This window comes from Pseudoalteromonas sp. ABV4_021 (genome assembly GCF_056159365.1).
Genome location: NZ_JBSWVB010000001.1, coordinates 2,525,464 through 2,543,510, shown reverse-complemented (window position 1 = coordinate 2,543,510; position 18,047 = coordinate 2,525,464). Strand labels below are relative to the sequence as shown.

11 protein-coding genes and 3 rRNA genes are annotated in these 18,047 nt (G+C 42.0%); 10 read left to right on the top strand and 4 right to left on the bottom strand.

Annotation, left to right across the window (positions count from 1 at the left end; all coding sequences use genetic code 11):
* Positions 1–4: 4 nt before the first annotated feature.
* The 4 genes from ACXAFE_RS11810 to ACXAFE_RS11795 all read right to left on the bottom strand — a co-directional run bounded on the left by ACXAFE_RS11810 (position 5) and on the right by ACXAFE_RS11795 (position 5,318).
* Positions 5–1,195, bottom strand: coding sequence for a hypothetical protein (locus ACXAFE_RS11810; RefSeq protein WP_475152775.1), 1,191 nt, complete (start codon positions 1,193–1,195; stop codon positions 5–7).
* 43 nt (positions 1,196–1,238) lie between these two features.
* The gene (locus ACXAFE_RS11805) at positions 1,239–3,596 is read right to left on the bottom strand and encodes an EAL domain-containing protein (RefSeq protein ID WP_475152770.1); all 2,358 of its coding nucleotides are present in this window, start codon (positions 3,594–3,596) and stop codon (positions 1,239–1,241) included.
* Between the two features lie 6 nt (positions 3,597–3,602).
* The gene (locus ACXAFE_RS11800; protein ID WP_475152768.1) at positions 3,603–4,256 is read right to left on the bottom strand and encodes a cupredoxin domain-containing protein; all 654 of its coding nucleotides are present in this window, start codon (positions 4,254–4,256) and stop codon (positions 3,603–3,605) included.
* A 201-nt stretch (positions 4,257–4,457) separates the two neighbouring features.
* A complete protein-coding gene (locus tag ACXAFE_RS11795; RefSeq protein ID WP_475152763.1) occupies positions 4,458–5,318 on the bottom strand; it encodes a YicC/YloC family endoribonuclease in 861 nt (286 codons plus the stop codon).
* 188 nt (positions 5,319–5,506) lie between these two features.
* Between ACXAFE_RS11795 and rph the strand changes: the two genes are divergently transcribed.
* The 10 genes from rph (at position 5,507) to ACXAFE_RS11745 (ending at position 18,006) form a co-directional block, all read left to right on the top strand.
* Entirely contained in the window at positions 5,507–6,220 is a 714-nt protein-coding gene (gene rph, locus ACXAFE_RS11790) for a ribonuclease PH (RefSeq protein ID WP_010561976.1), read from the top strand.
* An 11-nt stretch (positions 6,221–6,231) separates the two neighbouring features.
* Positions 6,232–6,876, top strand: coding sequence for an orotate phosphoribosyltransferase (gene pyrE, locus ACXAFE_RS11785; RefSeq protein WP_475152759.1), 645 nt, complete (start codon positions 6,232–6,234; stop codon positions 6,874–6,876).
* A 58-nt stretch (positions 6,877–6,934) separates the two neighbouring features.
* Positions 6,935–7,318, top strand: a complete 384-nt coding sequence (locus tag ACXAFE_RS11780; RefSeq protein WP_105170221.1) for a diacylglycerol kinase — start codon at positions 6,935–6,937, stop codon at positions 7,316–7,318.
* A gap of 590 nt (positions 7,319–7,908) precedes the next feature.
* Positions 7,909–9,441, top strand: a 16S ribosomal RNA gene (locus tag ACXAFE_RS11775).
* A 283-nt stretch (positions 9,442–9,724) separates the two neighbouring features.
* A 23S ribosomal RNA gene (locus ACXAFE_RS11770) occupies positions 9,725–12,607 on the top strand.
* A 193-nt stretch (positions 12,608–12,800) separates the two neighbouring features.
* A 5S ribosomal RNA gene (gene rrf, locus ACXAFE_RS11765) occupies positions 12,801–12,915 on the top strand.
* The 16S, 23S and 5S rRNA genes sit together here, the layout of an rRNA operon.
* A 327-nt stretch (positions 12,916–13,242) precedes the next feature.
* The gene (locus tag ACXAFE_RS11760) at positions 13,243–13,407 is read left to right on the top strand and encodes a hypothetical protein (protein WP_158523446.1); all 165 of its coding nucleotides are present in this window, start codon (positions 13,243–13,245) and stop codon (positions 13,405–13,407) included.
* 332 nt (positions 13,408–13,739) lie between these two features.
* Complete coding sequence (locus tag ACXAFE_RS11755; protein WP_475153610.1) at positions 13,740–15,782, top strand: prolyl oligopeptidase family serine peptidase; 2,043 nt, start codon at positions 13,740–13,742, stop codon at positions 15,780–15,782.
* Positions 15,783–15,929: 147 nt separating this feature from the next.
* On the top strand, positions 15,930–16,697 hold the full coding sequence (locus ACXAFE_RS11750; RefSeq protein WP_475152754.1) for a class II aldolase/adducin family protein: 768 nt from the start codon (positions 15,930–15,932) through the stop codon (positions 16,695–16,697).
* A gap of 133 nt (positions 16,698–16,830) precedes the next feature.
* The gene (locus tag ACXAFE_RS11745) at positions 16,831–18,006 is read left to right on the top strand and encodes a mandelate racemase/muconate lactonizing enzyme family protein (protein ID WP_475152750.1); all 1,176 of its coding nucleotides are present in this window, start codon (positions 16,831–16,833) and stop codon (positions 18,004–18,006) included.
* Positions 18,007–18,047 lie beyond the last annotated feature (41 nt).

Here is an 18,047-nt window from a genome sequence, read left to right as displayed (position 1 = left end):
ACGTTTAATGTTTGAAGTAATAGCGGTAACCAATTTGATATTGGCTTTCTTTTTTATCTATCGCTTGGTTTACATACCAGCGCGAAGGGCGCGTTGAATCGATATAGTTATACTCAGTTAGAATAAATGATTGTTTAGAGAGCTTATAGCGATAAGCGAGTGAAAAAGCATTACCTTGCTCGTTGTTGTTATCACCCCAAATGTTATCTAAATCATCCACATTAAAGTGCTCAAAACGTGCTGCAATATGATGGTTTGACCAAAAGTGACGTAGCATTACAAATGCGTTGTCGAAATCATTATCAACCACTTTTTCTTGGTATGGTGATGTCATGTAAGTATTGCCTTTCATATACTGGGCAATGACTTCCCACTCTTTCGCAAAACGGTATTTCAACGCTGAATGAATAAATTCTGTTGTCCATGTGTACTGACCATTTTCAACAATGCCTTCTTTAGCAAAGTTATCGTAATAGCCTAAGTTGAATTTAAGTTTATTTGCGTACTTCCAATTGGCTGAAACATGCAAACCAAAGCGGTCATCAAGTTCTAAAAAAGGATCTGATTCAGCGGCTTGTGCAGCGAGTTTTTGTTGGCGTGCAGGAAAGTCTTGTACAATTAATTTCTCATGTAGCAAGGTTTGGCGACTACCAACAGTCCAACCGTGCCACGCTAGCATTGCACCCGCAGGATCGTTGTTTTTAAAAAGCGAAATATCGCCTGAAAAATTATGCTTAGAACCTGAGAATTTCCCCAACTTTTCAAGTGATAGGTTTATGCCGGTATTTCGAAGTTCCTCACCAACCCAATTATTTAAACTGCTAGAGGTTAATGTATGGGGGGTAGACCAAGCGGTAGCTACATTTTCAAAACTAATCGTTGGATAGAAAACTCCGAGTTTTGATTTTATTCGCCAGCCATTACTTGAGGGCAGGCCTTTGTAACTAACAAAGCCTTCGGTTATACCAATGGCACTATTACCTTTGTTAGCAAATGCGTTAGCGACTAATGTTGCAGACCATGTTGAATTAAATTCCAAATTAAGATTGGCACCTAACTGTCCGAGTGCTATTCCAAAGCCATCGTCAAAGCGAAATTTTCCATAATCACCTGATAAATAGCTATTACCATCATCGCTTGTTACATGATAAGCCCTTAAATCAATTAGCCCTTTTATATTTGCATCTACGGCCAATAATTGGCTGCTTGTGCATAAAAGGGAAGTAGGTAAAAGGCTTTTAATCAAGGACTTTCGCATGTGCTTTTGTCTGTTTTTTATAGTTAGATTGAGATAACCATGCCTCAAATTCATGAGCGGGTAATGGTTTACTAATAAAGTATCCTTGTGCTAATTCACATCCTTGAGATTGAAGAAATAGTAATGTGGCTTCGTCTTCAATACCTTCCGCAACAACCGATAACCCCATATTATGTGCAAGTTCAATGGTTGATTTGACTATGATTTGATCATTTTTATTATCGAGCAAATGCTGTACAAAGGAGCGATCTATTTTTAGCTCTTGCACTGGCAGTTGTTTTAATTGCGCGAGTGACGAATATCCCGTGCCGTAATCATCTATCGATAATTTAAAGCCGCTTTGATTTAGGTAGTTCAATACTTCGGTCGCCTTTTCAGGATCATCCACAACGGCATCTTCGGTAACTTCTAAAGTAATCGCGCAATCGGTTAATTGATGTTGCTGTTTTAACGAGATTACATAATCTGGATAGGACTTATCTAATATATTTTCGGCAGAAATATTTATCGCAATATTGATGTGGACTCCATTTGATTGCCACGCCAAATATTGATTAATTGCCGCATTCGTTACCCAGCGAGTTAATGCATCCATTTGCCCGGTTTTTTCTGCAATGCCAATAAAACTATCTGGTGGAATTAAGCCTTTTTCAGGATGTTGCCATCTTACCAAGGCTTCAACGTGGCTTATCTCCATTGTTTTTAACGAAAGCTTTGGCTGAAAAAACAGAGTGAGTTGGTCTTGTTCGATGGCTGTTCGTAAATTATTAGTTAAGAACAGGCGTTCAATGGCATTTTGGTCAAAAATTGGGTCATAGATTTGGAATGCTTTTTTGTTGTTTTTGGCGCGTTGAATTGCCACATTGGATTTTTGTAATAATTCGGCCACAGAACAGTTTGGGTGTTGCGACGCAACAACAACACCAAAGGTAAATTGCAGGTGCAAATGAATGTTTTGAAATTGGCATTGCATTGTTAATGCTGATTGCAATGTGTCGATTAATGTGTCGATGTTTTGGTTTTCAATTAGGAGTACAAAATTTTCGTTACCTAAGTGATAACAATCAAAGTCATGTGGTGTGTTTTCAATACGATTCGCAACCTCATTGATGACATAGTCACTCGCCTGATAACCGAGGGTTTCGGCGATTTCTTCCGCTCTTAAAATACTCAGTTGTACAATTAAAAAGTCATGCTTAGATGTTTGACGTTTTTCAATTGCAGTAACAAGTGCATTTCGATTAGGTAAATGTGTTAGTTGGTCATGAAAGGCTTGAAAGCTAATTGTTTTCTCGCGCGAAATAATCGCTTTTGTCATGTCATTAAATTCATTAGAAAGTTGCTTTAACTCTCGGCTACCCGATACATTTACGATTCCATCGTAATTACCTTTGGAAATTGATTTTACTTGGCTTATCAGGCTTTTGATTGGGCGGGTAATGCCTCTTGCAATGGCAATTGCGCCAAACGTCGATAGAAGAACCGTAATAAAAACTAGCAAAGCTAACCGCGGCCATTGGATATCAATACTTTTTAATAAATCTGCACGAGACTCAAACAGCACCGCTGAAATATACCCATTGTCGGTGTTGCCGAGTTCTATGCGGTTATACAAATATTGATTTTCAGTATCGGCAATTATGCGTTTAAATACGTCAGCTTTTATTGGGTAGTTATCTTCATCTGAGCTGGCAATAACTTGGTAGTGTTTGCCATCAAAGCTGGCAAACCCAATATTTACGTTGGTCAAGGTAGCGAGTTCGTTAGCTAGTGCGTTATTAATCAAATAACCGAAACCTACCCAACCAACAATGCGAGAGCCACTTTTTATAGGCGCAAAACTCAGTTGATAAAGCAAATCGTCAATAAAGACCAGTTGCGCAGTTTCTTGCTGTAAAAAGCTGGTGGGTTGGCTAAAAGGTTCACCTTGTCCTTTGCCTACTCGCACTTTTACTATTCCTTCATCGTTTGTGTAAGTAACTAGCTGCGCAAAAACGATACCTTTGTTATTGACCGCCATTGCAAGGTCGCTATCAATGCGTTTTCGGTGATTGTTTAGGGCAACTAAAAAGCTTTTTGTATCTTCGTCTAATACAGATTTTAGGCCATAGTCTTTTGCTGCTGTTTCAGCAAATGCAGAGAGGTAATAGCGGCGATTATTAAACTGTGTTTCAAATATATTAGATGCATTGCTTAAGCGATTGTTTAATTGGGTACTCTCAAGCTTTACATTGGTGTGATAGGTAAAGTAGAAGCTAACCAGTTGCACGAGCAATAGTAAAAATAAGAACAATATTAAAATTTTACTTTGTAAACTGCGCACTTTGAAAAGTCTCATAGTCGATTAGTACTCTTCTAAAAATTCAAATTCTTCTTGCCCAACTTGTTTGGGAATGGGGAGTAGCGGTTTAGTTAGGGTTAATGTCAGTGTTTTTTTATCTGTGCTTAGCAAATGGCTTTCGGTTATTTGATGTGATGGTGTATCAAGTTGAGGATGCCAAACTGAAATATCATATTGGCCTGAGTTTTTTACTGTAAATACGGCGCTACCGTTTGTGTTTGTTTTAGTAAAGTATGGTGTGTCGACAACCAATATGTAACCACTCATCCAATCATGAATGTTGCATCCCATTGCAACCTCTTCGGCTGCATTCATATCAGAGATATGTTTTGAATCACCCGCTTTTAACTTGAATTCAAATCGATTTTTACCTGACACAGAGTAAATATGATGGGTAATATCATCTTTATTTGAGAAAACAACCTTTTGCCCCTTCTGCATCACGGTAATATAGGGCGTAAACTTTTTACCTTGCTGATCAATGACCAATTTTTGGTTGTTGCGTGGTAAATCGGCTACCCCAGCTTTTGGCGTTACAAATACGACGACTTTGTTTACAGCGTTATTATTTTTATCAACGACGTTCACCATGAGCTCGAGTGCATTAGCTTCACTAAATGTTGTAACCGCTGACAATAAAAGTAATAAGTACCTCAAAAGATTTTCCCCATGCAATAACAAGCCCATTCCAAATTATTTGTTAATGTTGAAAAGTGATTTTATGAGCTAAAAGTAAGTTTAGACCCGTTTATAGCTAGAGCGAGGTTTTAAGGAAAAAATTGCAAGATTTATTAATAATATAAAAAAAGCCAATCGGTATTCAATTGGCTTTTTCGATATAGTAAATGTAAAAAGAGATTACTCGATATTCTGAATTTGCTCGCGCATTTGTTCAATAAGTACTTTTAACTCAACTGCTGCGTTGGTCACTTCAGTATTAATAGACTTTGATGCGAGTGTATTTGCTTCACGGTTAAACTCTTGCATCATAAAATCTAAACGACGACCACATGCGCCACCTTTTTTCAGGATTTTACGTGTTTCTTTAACGTGCGACTGTAGTCGGTCAAGCTCTTCTGCTACATCTTGCTTTTGTGCAAGATAAATCAGTTCTTGCTCAAGGCGATTTTGATCAATCTCAGCTTTTAATTCTTCTAAACGGTTCGTTAGTTTTTCACGTTGCCATTTCATTACTTCTGGCATTTGTCCGTTTACAATTTCAACTTGATCAATAATCGCTGTTAAGCGGGTATCTATCATGGTTTCAAGGTTTGAACCTTCAGAGGCACGCGCATCAATAAAATCAGAAACAGTTTTATCAAAACCACTTAGCAATTCTGTTTGCACTGAATCCATATCCATTTCTTCAGCTTCCATCACACCAGGCCAACGAAGAATGTCCATCGGACTGATTTCGCCATCAATTTGTTCTTGTAGCCAAGTTGCATTTTTCATAATTTGCTTAGCTAACGCTTGATTGATTTTCATCTCGCCAACATGCGCAGGATTGGCATTAAATTTAAGTGACACTTCTACTTTACCGCGCTGCAATTGCTTGCGTAGTTTTTCACGGATAACAGGCTCTAGTGCTCTAAATTGTTCTGGTAGACGAATAAAGGTTTCTAAGTATCTTTGGTTAACAGAGCGAATTTCCCAAACGCCGTTACCCCAGTCACCTTTAACTTCATGGCGAGCGTAGGCTGTCATACTATGGATCATGTGCGGTTTCCTAAGTTTTTAGAAATGATAATTTATGCTTGGTCGCATTATAGCGGAAGTTGTTAAGCAGCTTACAGTAAATTTTATCTGATAAAAATATAAAGACTGTGCCTTTTATGACTTTTCCCATAGCGATTCGAACAATTAGTTCTTATAATATGCCAAATCTTGAATAGTGAGGATATCCAATGCGTCCTAGTGAACGAACGCCTAACCAAATTCGCCCAGTTTCTTTTACTCGTAATTATACAATGCATGCTGAAGGTTCAGTATTAGTTGAGTTCGGCAATACCAAGGTATTGTGTACTGCAACAGTTGAAGCAGGTGTGCCGCGCTTTATGAAAGGGCAAGGTAAAGGTTGGATCACGGCTGAATACGGTATGCTACCGCGTTCAACTCACAGCCGTTGTGGTCGTGAAGCTGCAAAAGGTAAGCAAGGTGGCCGCACTATGGAAATCCAACGTCTGATTGCACGTTCGTTACGTGCAGCCGTTGACTTAGCAGCGCTTGGCGAAAATACAATTACGATTGATTGTGATGTTATTCAAGCTGATGGTGGTACACGTACTGCTTCAATTAGTGGTGCATGTGTTGCATTAGTTGATGCACTTACCTATATGCGTACCAAAGGCATGATCAACGCTAACCCACTTAAGCATATGATTGCTGCAATTTCGGTGGGTATCTATAACGGTGAAGCGGTAACGGATCTTGAATATTTAGAAGATTCAGAAGCTGAAACGGATATGAATGTAATTATGACTGAAACAGGTAAGTTCATTGAAGTGCAAGGTACAGCAGAAGGCGAACCGTTCTCATATGACGAATTAACTGACTTACTTGAATTAGCGAAGCATTCAATTCGCGAAATCATTGACATGCAAAAGCAAGCGTTAGCGTAATAGGGCACAACATGAAAGATTATCAAAAAGAGTTTATTGAATTTGCACTTGAGAAGCAGGTGCTTAAGTTTGGTGAGTTTACACTTAAGTCTGGCCGTACTAGCCCTTACTTCTTTAATGCTGGTTTATTTAATACTGGTCGTGACCTAGCACGTTTAGGCCGCTTTTATGCAGCTGCATTACAAGATTCTGGTATTGATTTCGATGTGTTATTTGGCCCTGCTTATAAAGGTATTCCAATTGCGACAACAACAGCAGTTGCATTAGCAGACCATCATGACCGTGATGTGCCTTACTGCTTTAACCGTAAAGAGAAAAAAGATCACGGTGAAGGCGGTACATTAGTAGGTTCTGCACTTGAAGGTAAAATCATGCTGGTGGATGACGTTATCACGGCAGGTACTGCAATTCGTGAATCAATGGAAATCATTACTGCGAATGGTGCTGACTTATCAGGTGTACTGATTGCGCTTGATCGCCAAGAAAAAGGTAAAGCTGAGCTATCTGCTATTCAGGAAGTTGAGCGTGACTTTAATACACAGGTAATTTCAATTGTTAAGCTAGCTGATCTTATTACTTATCTTGAACAAAAAGGTGATATGTCTGAGCACTTAGCATCGGTTAAAGCTTATCGCGACCAATACGGTGTAGCGTAATAACCTAAAAGTTTGATATAAAACCCCGATTATCGGGGTTTTTTTATGGATAAATACAATGAGCGAAATAAATAAACCAAATGGTGGCGGGTTACAGCGCGTATTTAAAGCCAGCTACTGTTCTTACTTAGGTATTAAAGCCGCTATAAAAGAAGAAGCAGCATTTCGCCAAGAACTGCTTTTGGCAATTGTGATGTTTCCGGCATCATTTTGGTTGGCGCAAGATTTGATTCATTGGGCTGTGTTAGTTTCAGTGCTGTTATTAGTACTAATAGTAGAATTATTAAATTCAGCAATAGAAGCATTAACTGATCGCGTAAGCACAGAAAGACATGTTTTATCTGGTCGAGCAAAAGATATGGGCTCAGCTGCGGTTACGTTTTCACTATTAATCGTCGGTATCGTCTGGGGTGTCAGTCTTTATATAAAGATCTTTGCTTAATTTACTATGGTGTAAAATTAGCCACTTCTTAAGTTATCTGGCTTTAAAAGTGATAAATATGTAACGAAAGTTGCAAATTATAGTGGTTTTGTACGTATTTCACCCAAACGATCCAAAAAACTAAAAAAAGTTTGAAATAGGGGTTGATCCAAATTCGGATCTCTCTATAATGCGCCTCCACCAACACGGGGAACGACGCAGCATAGCAGCGAATCACGAGTTGGTTGAGTCAAGTAAAACTGAGTTTTGAAAGTTTTCAAAATAAAAAGAAAATAATCAAAATTAAGTGTTGACAAAAAAATAGGAAAGCGTAACATACGCAGCCCTAACAGCGACGAAGCGTCGCGGCAAACACAAGATTGTTTGCACTGTTCTTTAAAAATTTAAGCAATCATCTGTGTGGGCACTCGTGCAGATTAAGTTCTAACATACGCTTTTAGCGTAACAAAATTTAGACTTAATTAAACTGAGTGACCAACGGAAATAAACATAGTTTATTTCAGCACAGTCAATTCGTTCTTCTCTTTATTTGTAGAGAGTAAGAACAAAATCAGAATTCATTGAGTCGGACGTAAGTCCAAAAACACTTTTAATTGAAGAGTTTGATCATGGCTCAGATTGAACGCTGGCGGCAGGCCTAACACATGCAAGTCGAGCGGTAACATTTCTAGCTTGCTAGAAGATGACGAGCGGCGGACGGGTGAGTAATGCTTGGGAACATGCCTTTAGGTGGGGGACAACCATTGGAAACGATGGCTAATACCGCATAATGTCTACGGACCAAAGGGGGCTTCGGCTCTCGCCTTTAGATTGGCCCAAGTGGGATTAGCTAGTTGGTGAGGTAATGGCTCACCAAGGCGACGATCCCTAGCTGGTTTGAGAGGATGATCAGCCACACTGGAACTGAGACACGGTCCAGACTCCTACGGGAGGCAGCAGTGGGGAATATTGCACAATGGGCGCAAGCCTGATGCAGCCATGCCGCGTGTGTGAAGAAGGCCTTCGGGTTGTAAAGCACTTTCAGTTGTGAGGAAAGGTTAGTAGTTAATACCTGCTAGCTGTGACGTTAGCAACAGAAGAAGCACCGGCTAACTCCGTGCCAGCAGCCGCGGTAATACGGAGGGTGCGAGCGTTAATCGGAATTACTGGGCGTAAAGCGTACGCAGGCGGTTTGTTAAGCGAGATGTGAAAGCCCCGGGCTCAACCTGGGAACTGCATTTCGAACTGGCAAACTAGAGTGTGATAGAGGGTGGTAGAATTTCAGGTGTAGCGGTGAAATGCGTAGAGATCTGAAGGAATACCGATGGCGAAGGCAGCCACCTGGGTCAACACTGACGCTCATGTACGAAAGCGTGGGGAGCAAACGGGATTAGATACCCCGGTAGTCCACGCCGTAAACGATGTCTACTAGGAGTTCGGTTTTTCGGAACTGTCTTCCAAAGCTAACGCATTAAGTAGACCGCCTGGGGAGTACGGCCGCAAGGTTAAAACTCAAATGAATTGACGGGGGCCCGCACAAGCGGTGGAGCATGTGGTTTAATTCGATGCAACGCGAAGAACCTTACCTACACTTGACATCCAGAGAACTTACTAGAGATAGTTTGGTGCCTTCGGGAACTCTGAGACAGGTGCTGCATGGCTGTCGTCAGCTCGTGTTGTGAGATGTTGGGTTAAGTCCCGCAACGAGCGCAACCCCTATCCTTAGTTGCCAGCGATTCGGTCGGGAACTCTAAGGAGACTGCCGGTGATAAACCGGAGGAAGGTGGGGACGACGTCAAGTCATCATGGCCCTTACGTGTAGGGCTACACACGTGCTACAATGGCGCATACAGAGTGCTGCGAACTCGCGAGAGTAAGCGAATCACTTAAAGTGCGTCGTAGTCCGGATTGGAGTCTGCAACTCGACTCCATGAAGTCGGAATCGCTAGTAATCGCGAATCAGAATGTCGCGGTGAATACGTTCCCGGGCCTTGTACACACCGCCCGTCACACCATGGGAGTGGGTTGCTCCAGAAGTAGGTAGCTTAACCTTAGGGAGGGCGCTTACCACGGAGTGATTCATGACTGGGGTGAAGTCGTAACAAGGTAGCCCTAGGGGAACCTGGGGCTGGATCACCTCCTTATACGATTTAGAACTTTTTGTTCGAAGTGTCCACACAGATGATTGTTAGCTAAGCAAACGCTTAGTTAATTTGCTCTTTAAAAATTTGGAAAGCTGACAAACTTTAAATTAAGTACTTACTTAGTAAGTGCATTATTTAATTTAGAGTTCTCAAAATAAAGTAAAGAAAATATGCCGCATACTCTTTAATAAAGAATATGTTGGTATCTACTTTAGTATTCAATATTTAACTTCTGTCGGAGTTAAAAACTGTCTTTGACGATACAAACCATTTTGGGTTGTATGGTTAAGTGACTAAGCGTATACGGTGGATGCCTTGGCAGTTGGAGGCGATGAAGGACGTATTAACTTGCGATAAGCCTAGTCAAGCTAGTAAAAAGCGCTTGAGACTAGGATTTCCGAATGGGGAAACCCACCACTTAGTGGTATCACTTACTGAATACATAGGTAAGTGAGGCGAACCGGGAGAACTGAAACATCTAAGTACCCCGAGGAAAAGAAATCAACCGAGATTCCGAAAGTAGCGGCGAGCGAAATCGGATTAGCCCTTAAGCTGTAATGTAGTTAGTGGAACATTCTGGAAAGTTTGACGATACAGGGTGATAGTCCCGTACACGAAAACTTATTTACAGTGAAATCGAGTAGGTCGGAGCACGTGAAACTTTGACTGAATATGGGGGGACCATCCTCCAAGGCTAAATACTCCCAACTGACCGATAGTGAACCAGTACCGTGAGGGAAAGGCGAAAAGAACCCCTGTGAGGGGAGTGAAATAGAACCTGAAACCGTATACGTACAAGCAGTAGGAGCAGATTCGTTCTGTGACTGCGTACCTTTTGTATAATGGGTCAGCGACTTATATTCAGTAGCGAGGTTAACCAATTAGGGGAGCCGTAGTGAAAGCGAGCGTTAACTGCGCGTTTAGTTGCTGGGTATAGACCCGAAACCCGGTGATCTAGCCATGGGCAGGTTGAAGGTCAGGTAACACTGACTGGAGGACCGAACCGACTATCGTTGAAAAGCTAGCGGATGACCTGTGGCTAGGAGTGAAAGGCTAATCAAACCGGGAGATAGCTGGTTCTCCCCGAAATCTATTTAGGTAGAGCCTCGGACGAATACTATTGGGGGTAGAGCACTGTTAAGGCTAGGGGGTCATCCCGACTTACCAACCCTTTGCAAACTCCGAATACCAATAAGTAATATCCGGGAGACACACGGCGGGTGCTAACGTCCGTCGTGGAGAGGGAAACAACCCAGACCGCCAGCTAAGGTCCCAAAGTGTATGTTAAGTGGGAAACGATGTGGAAAGGCCCAGACAGCCAGGAGGTTGGCTTAGAAGCAGCCATCCTTTAAAGAAAGCGTAATAGCTCACTGGTCGAGTCGGTCTGCGCGGAAGATGTAACGGGGCTAAACATACCACCGAAGCTGCGGCTGCGAATTTATTCGCGGGGTAGGGGAGCGTTCTGTAAGCTGTTGAAGGTGTGCCGGGAGGCATGCTGGAGGTATCAGAAGTGCGAATGCTGACATGAGTAACGATAAAGCGGGTGAAAAACCCGCTCGCCGGAAGACCAAGGGTTCCTATCCCATGCTAATCAGGGTAGGGTGAGTCGACCCCTAAGGCGAGGCCGAAAGGCGTAGTCGATGGGAAACGGGTTAATATTCCCGTACTTGGAATAATTGCGATGGGGGGACGGAGCAGGCTAAACAAGCATGGCGTTGGTTGTCCATGTGAAAGTATGTAGGCTTGAAACTTAGGTAAATCCGGGTTTCTTTAAGGCTGAGATACGAGACGAGCATCTACGGATGTGAAGTTGTTGATGCCATACTTCCAGGAAAAGCCTCTAAGCTTCAGATTATTTCGAATCGTACCCCAAACCGACACAGGTGGTCAGGTAGAGAATACTAAGGCGCTTGAGAGAACTCGGGTGAAGGAACTAGGCAAAATTGTACCGTAACTTCGGGAGAAGGTACGCTCTTATCTGTGATGAGACTTGCTCTCTAAGCGGACGAGAGTCGCAGTGACTAGGTGGCTGGGACTGTTTATTAAAAACACAGCACTCTGCAAAATCGAAAGATGACGTATAGGGTGTGACACCTGCCCGGTGCCGGAAGGTTAATTGATGGGGTTAGCTTCGGCGAAGCTCTTGATCGAAGCCCCGGTAAACGGCGGCCGTAACTATAACGGTCCTAAGGTAGCGAAATTCCTTGTCGGGTAAGTTCCGACCTGCACGAATGGTGTAACCATGGCCACGCTGTCTCCACCCGAGACTCAGTGAAATTGAAATCGCAGTGAAGATGCTGTGTACCCGCGGCTAGACGGAAAGACCCCGTGAACCTTTACTACAGCTTGGCACTGAACATTGACCCTACATGTGTAGGATAGGTGGGAGGCTTTGAAACACAGTCGCTAGATTGTGTGGAGCCGTCCTTGAAATACCACCCTTGTAGTGTTGATGTTCTAACATAGGCCCCTGAATCGGGGTTGTGGACAGTGCCTGGTGGGTAGTTTGACTGGGGCGGTCTCCTCCCAAAGAGTAACGGAGGAGCACGAAGGTTTGCTAAGTACGGTCGGACATCGTACGGTTAGTGTAATGGTAGAAGCAAGCTTAACTGCGAGACAGACACGTCGAGCAGGTACGAAAGTAGGTCATAGTGATCCGGTGGTTCTGAATGGAAGGGCCATCGCTCAACGGATAAAAGGTACTCCGGGGATAACAGGCTGATACCGCCCAAGAGTTCATATCGACGGCGGTGTTTGGCACCTCGATGTCGGCTCATCACATCCTGGGGCTGAAGTCGGTCCCAAGGGTATGGCTGTTCGCCATTTAAAGTGGTACGCGAGCTGGGTTTAGAACGTCGTGAGACAGTTCGGTCCCTATCTGCCGTGGGCGTTTGAGAATTGAGAGGGGCTGCTCCTAGTACGAGAGGACCGGAGTGGACGAACCGCTGGTGTTCGGGTTGTGATGCCAATTGCATTGCCCGGTAGCTACGTTCGGAATCGATAACCGCTGAAAGCATCTAAGCGGGAAGCGAGCCTCGAGATGAGTTCTCACTTTAACTTGAGTTAACTGAAGGGCCGTTGAAGACTACAACGTTGATAGGCAGGATGTGGAAGTGGTGTGAGCCATTAAGCTAACCTGTACTAATTACCCGTGAGGCTTAACCATACAACGCCAAAGTGGTTTAGACCCGCAGAAGTTGAATAGATTAAGTTACTAAAGTAGATAACTTTACGATTGAGATAAAAGAAACAGCTTTCCGAATTTAAGCAAAGTGTGTCTCTTAACAACAAGTGTTAACAGATATGCACCTTGCGCAAATAAAATGGCTGCGCCATTGAACATTTGCACACAGAATTTGCTTGGTGACTATAGCGTTTTGGAACCACCTGACCCCATGCCGAACTCAGAAGTGAAACGAAACAGCGTCGATGATAGTGTGGGTTCGCCCATGTGAAAGTAGAACATTGCCAAGCTCCTAATTAAGTAAAAAGCCCGCTCAATGAGCGGGCTTTTTGCGTTTTAGACACTAAACGATTTTAGCATTAAGCAACCAAACTTCAGAATATTGCTGAACCCTGAATCATTTAACGATATTAAATGTAAGATATTTCCTACTTTGCTGCACGAAAGCGGCTTTTTGTTCTTGGTAATGTCCTGAGTTAAAACTCTAATTTATTGAATCAATTGGTTTTTTATAATTATTACAAAGTAGTTACAGTTAGTTATTGAATTTAAATGCTTTTGCTTTGATCTAGGTTAATTACACTATAGATATTGAAAGGCTAGGGAGAGGCTGACAAATGGAACATTTTGAACAAGATATTAAAGGTATAGAAGAAAATAGAATTCGCTTTTATACCGCCTGCCTAGAAACATTTTCTCAATTTGATTATAACGATCCTTATTTAGAGCAGATCAAGCAAGATATTGAACGTCTTAAAAACAAGTCTTGCCAAAAAGATTAGTGTACAGCGAGTTTGGGGACTCGTTTCAGCCAAGGCTCACGCCTTGGCTTTTTTATTGCTAATTAGCTGTTTAACAGTAAATAATTGTAAAAATATGATGTGATAATCCTCTACTTTATTGATTTATATATAATTGGATTTGATCTTGTTTGCTGGACAATAAACTAATAATTCCATATGTTAGTGAGTTAAATATACTCTAGGGAATTATCATGATTAAAAAAGCACTCGCACTTGCTGTGTGCACAGCGTTAGTTGGCTGTGGCGCTGAAAAAAGTGAAGAATCGGTTCAAGTTGAAAACAAAACTGAGCAAACAGTTACACCAACAGCTTTGACTTATCCTGAAACTAAAAAGGGTGAAGTTGTAGATACTTACTTCGATACGCAAGTTGCTGATCCATACCGTTGGTTAGAAGACGATATGAGCGACGAGACAGCACAGTGGGTTAAAACGCAAAACAAAGTAACGTTTGATTACCTTGCTCAAATTCCTTACCGCGAAAAGCTAAAAGAGCGTTTAACTAAGTTAATGGACTACGAAAAAGTAAGTGCGCCATTTAAAGAAGGCAAATACACTTATTTTTACAAAAATGATGGCTTACAAAACCAATATGTTATTTATCGCCAAATTGAAGGTGGTGAGCCGGAAGTATTCTTAGATCCAAACACATTCAGTGACGATGGTACAACTTCTTTAGCGGGTATTACTTTCTCTAAAGATGGTTCATTAGCAGCATATCAAATCTCTGAAGGCGGCAGTGACTGGCGCAAAGTTATTATTATTGATGTTGAAACTAAGAAGCAAATTGAAGACACCTTAGTTGACGTTAAATTCAGTGGCCTGTCATGGGTTGGTAATGAAGGCTTTTATTACTCAAGTTACGATAAGCCAGAAGGCAGTGAGCTGTCAGCGAAAACAGACCAGCATAAACTTTACTTCCATAAGTTAGGCACAAAGCAAGCTGACGACAAAGTTGTGTTTGGTGGTACAGATGCACAGAAGCATCGTTATGTTGGTGGTTATGTAACTGAAGACGATAAATACTTATTGATTTCAGCTGCAGTATCAACGTCGGGCAACAAGCTTTTCATTAAAGATTTATCTAAGCCTGATAGCAAGTTAGAAACCATTTTAGACCACACTAACTCAGATACTCAGGTTATTGAGAACGAAGGCTCTAAACTTTATTTAGTAACTAACCTAGATGCACCAAATAAGCGCATTGTAACGGTTGATGCTGCTAAGCCAACACCAGATAACTGGAAGGACTTAATCCCTGAAACTGAAAACGTGTTAAACGTTTCAACGGGTGGTGGCTACATTTTTGCACGCTACATGGTTGATGCAATTTCTAAAGTACAGCAATACGACAAGAGCGGTAAGCTTGTTCGTGATATCGAACTACCAGGCGTAGGTACTGCAGGTGGTTTTGGCGGTGAGAAAGAAGATAGTGAGCTGTACTATTCATTCACTAACTATAAAACACCAGGCACAACATTTAAATTTAATGTAGAGACTGGTAAGAGCGAAGTGTACCGCAAGTCAGGTGCAGACTTCGATCCTGCGCAATTTGAATCTAAGCAAGTATTCTATAAGTCAAAAGATGGTACAGAAGTACCGATGATCTTAACATATAAGAAAGGCTTAAAGCTTGATGGTTCTAACCCAACTATTTTATACGGTTACGGTGGTTTTAATGTAAGTTTAACACCACGCTTTAGCCCAACGCGCGCGGCATGGTTAGAGCAAGGTGGTATTTACGCGGTTGCGAACCTTCGTGGTGGCGGTGAATACGGTAAGAAATGGCACAAAGCGGGTACGCAATTACAAAAGCAAAATGTATTTGATGACTTTATTGCTGCTGCTGAGTATCTAATTGCTGAAAATTACACATCGAGCGAAAAGCTAGCGGTAAATGGTGGCTCTAATGGTGGTCTACTTGTAGGTGCTGTTATGACACAACGCCCTGAGCTATTCAAAGTTGCGTTACCAGCAGTAGGTGTATTAGACATGCTTCGTTACCACACATTCACAGCGGGTGCTGGTTGGGCGTATGACTATGGTACAGCAGAACAAAGCAAAGAAATGTTCGAGTACCTAAAAGCCTATTCACCTGTTCACAATGTGAAAGAGGGTGTTGAATACCCAGCTACTATGGTAACAACGGGCGATCATGATGACCGCGTAGTGCCAGCGCACTCATTTAAGTTTGCAGCTGAGCTTCAAGACAAGCAAGCAGGTGCTAACCCTACACTTATCCGCATTGAAACTAATGCAGGCCATGGTGCGGGTACGCCTACAAGCAAAATCATTGAACAATATGCTGATATTTATGGCTTTACACTTTACAACATGGGTGTGAAAAAGCTGTAATCAGGACTATTATTGATACACGAAAAAGCGCAAACTTGTTTTGCGCTTTTTTTTTTGCATAAAACTCAGAATTCTTTGGCTTAGATCATTGCCACCTATGGCTTGCTAATTTAGACTTCTATACATCTAACGAATTAGGACTTATCCATGTTTGCATTACCTGAAATAAACCTCAAAGGCAAAGTGTCAGATGAAGAATGGCAGTTACGCGTTGACCTTGCAGCTTGTTACCGTTTAGCCCATTACTACGGCTGGGACGATACTATTTATACCCATATTTCAGCTCGGTTACCTGGTAAAGATGAGTATCTAGTAAATGCGTTTGGTTTAACTTTTGATGAGATTACGGCATCAAACTTGGTAAAAGTGAACCTACAAGGTGAAATCCTTGATGACTCGCCGTTTGAGATTAACCCAGCTGGTTTTACTATTCACAGCGCGATTCACGAAGTGCGTCACGATGCGCAATGTGTTATTCATTTGCATACCAACGAAACCATTGTGGTATCAAGCTTAGAGGGAGGCTTAAAGCCGATTTCACAGCATGCAATGTTCCCACTGAGCAATATTGCTTACCACGGTTATGAAGGCCTCGCGGTAAATGCTGAGGAAAAAGCTCGCCTGCAAGCTGATTTAGGTAACGCGCATACGTTAATGCTACCAAATCATGGGGCATTAACCTTGGGTTCTTCGATTGGTGAAGCCTTTATGCGTTGGGCTGATTTACAACGTGCCTGTGAAATTCAAGTGATGGCGCTTTCAACTAGCCAGCCACTTATTGCCATTGACCAGAAAATTCTAGATACGGTAAAAGATCAGCAAAATAAAGTGCACACAGGTAGTACAGGTGGTCAAAAATCTTGGCCAGCAATGCGTCGTTTAGCGTATCGCATCGATCCTAGCTTTACAGAATAATTCGCAAACAAACATTAAAGTACTTCCAGGTTTGAAGTACTTTTTTAAATCTCTAAACCTTTGCAAAGTGCAAAGTGCAAAGTGCAAAGTAAAAATTAAACGTTTGGCAACAATAATTAGGAGCCCAACAAATATGAAAGTAACTCGCGTCGAAGTGTTTGATACCCATTGCCCTGAGCGTCCGCAATGGAACCCCGTTTTTGTTCGTATTCATACGGACGAAGGAATTTCAGGTGTTGGTGAAGCAGGTCTTGCTTATGATCTAGGCCACAGTGCAGCAGCAAATATGATTAAAGAATTTGCTGAAGCGTTTTTAATAGGTTTTGACCCTTTCCAAACTGAAAAATTATGGTCGCGTATGCTGCGTGAAAGTTTTTGGGGTTTAGGTGGCGGCCCAGTGGTGTATGCTGCGATGAGTGCGATTGATACTGCACTTTGGGACATCAAAGGTAAAGCCCTTAACTTACCTGTTTATCAACTGCTAGGTGGTAAGGTAAATGACAAACTTCGCACTTATGCATCGCAATTACAGTTTGATTGGGATGATGAGTTTAAAGCGCTAGTACAACCGCAAGAATACGCAGAAGCCGCATTAAAAGCGATTGCTGAAGGTTATGACGCAGTTAAAGTTGACCCAATTCAATACGATAAAGATGGCAATACGTATTATGACCGTACGAAAATTATTTCTCGTGGTGAAATGAAGCTTTATCGCGCACGTATGGCGGCTATTCGTGAAGCGGTTGGCGATGAAGTGGATATTATTTTTGAATGTCATAGCTTACCAGGTGCAACAACGGCAATTCAGCTAGGTGAAATTGCTGAAGAGTTTGATTGCATGTATTACGAAGAGCCAGTGAACTACTTAAATCACTCGCTACACGCTAAAGTAGCCGACAAAGTAGCAGTGCCAATTGCCGGTGGCGAACGTTTATATAATCGTTGGGGTGTACGACCATACCTTGAAGATCAAAGTGTTGATGTATTACAACCTGATATTGGTTTGTGCGGTGGTTTTACCGAAACCAAAAAAGTGTGTGATTACGCGGATATTTTTGATGTGCGTATTCAAGCGCATGTATGCGGCGGCCCTGTTGCAACTGCGGCATCACTGCACCTTGAAACAGCCATTCCAAACTTTTTAATTCATGAGCATCACACCTATGCAATTAAAAAGTGGAACCGCGAATTATGTATTCAAGATCCGCAGCCAAAAAATGGTTTCTTCGAAGTATCAGAAGCGCCAGGTATTGGCATTGAACTAAACGATGAAGTAATTATGAAATCGCCACGTATTGAGATTAAATAAAACTGTAAACTAAGCTCACTATAATCGGGAATACCCAGCTG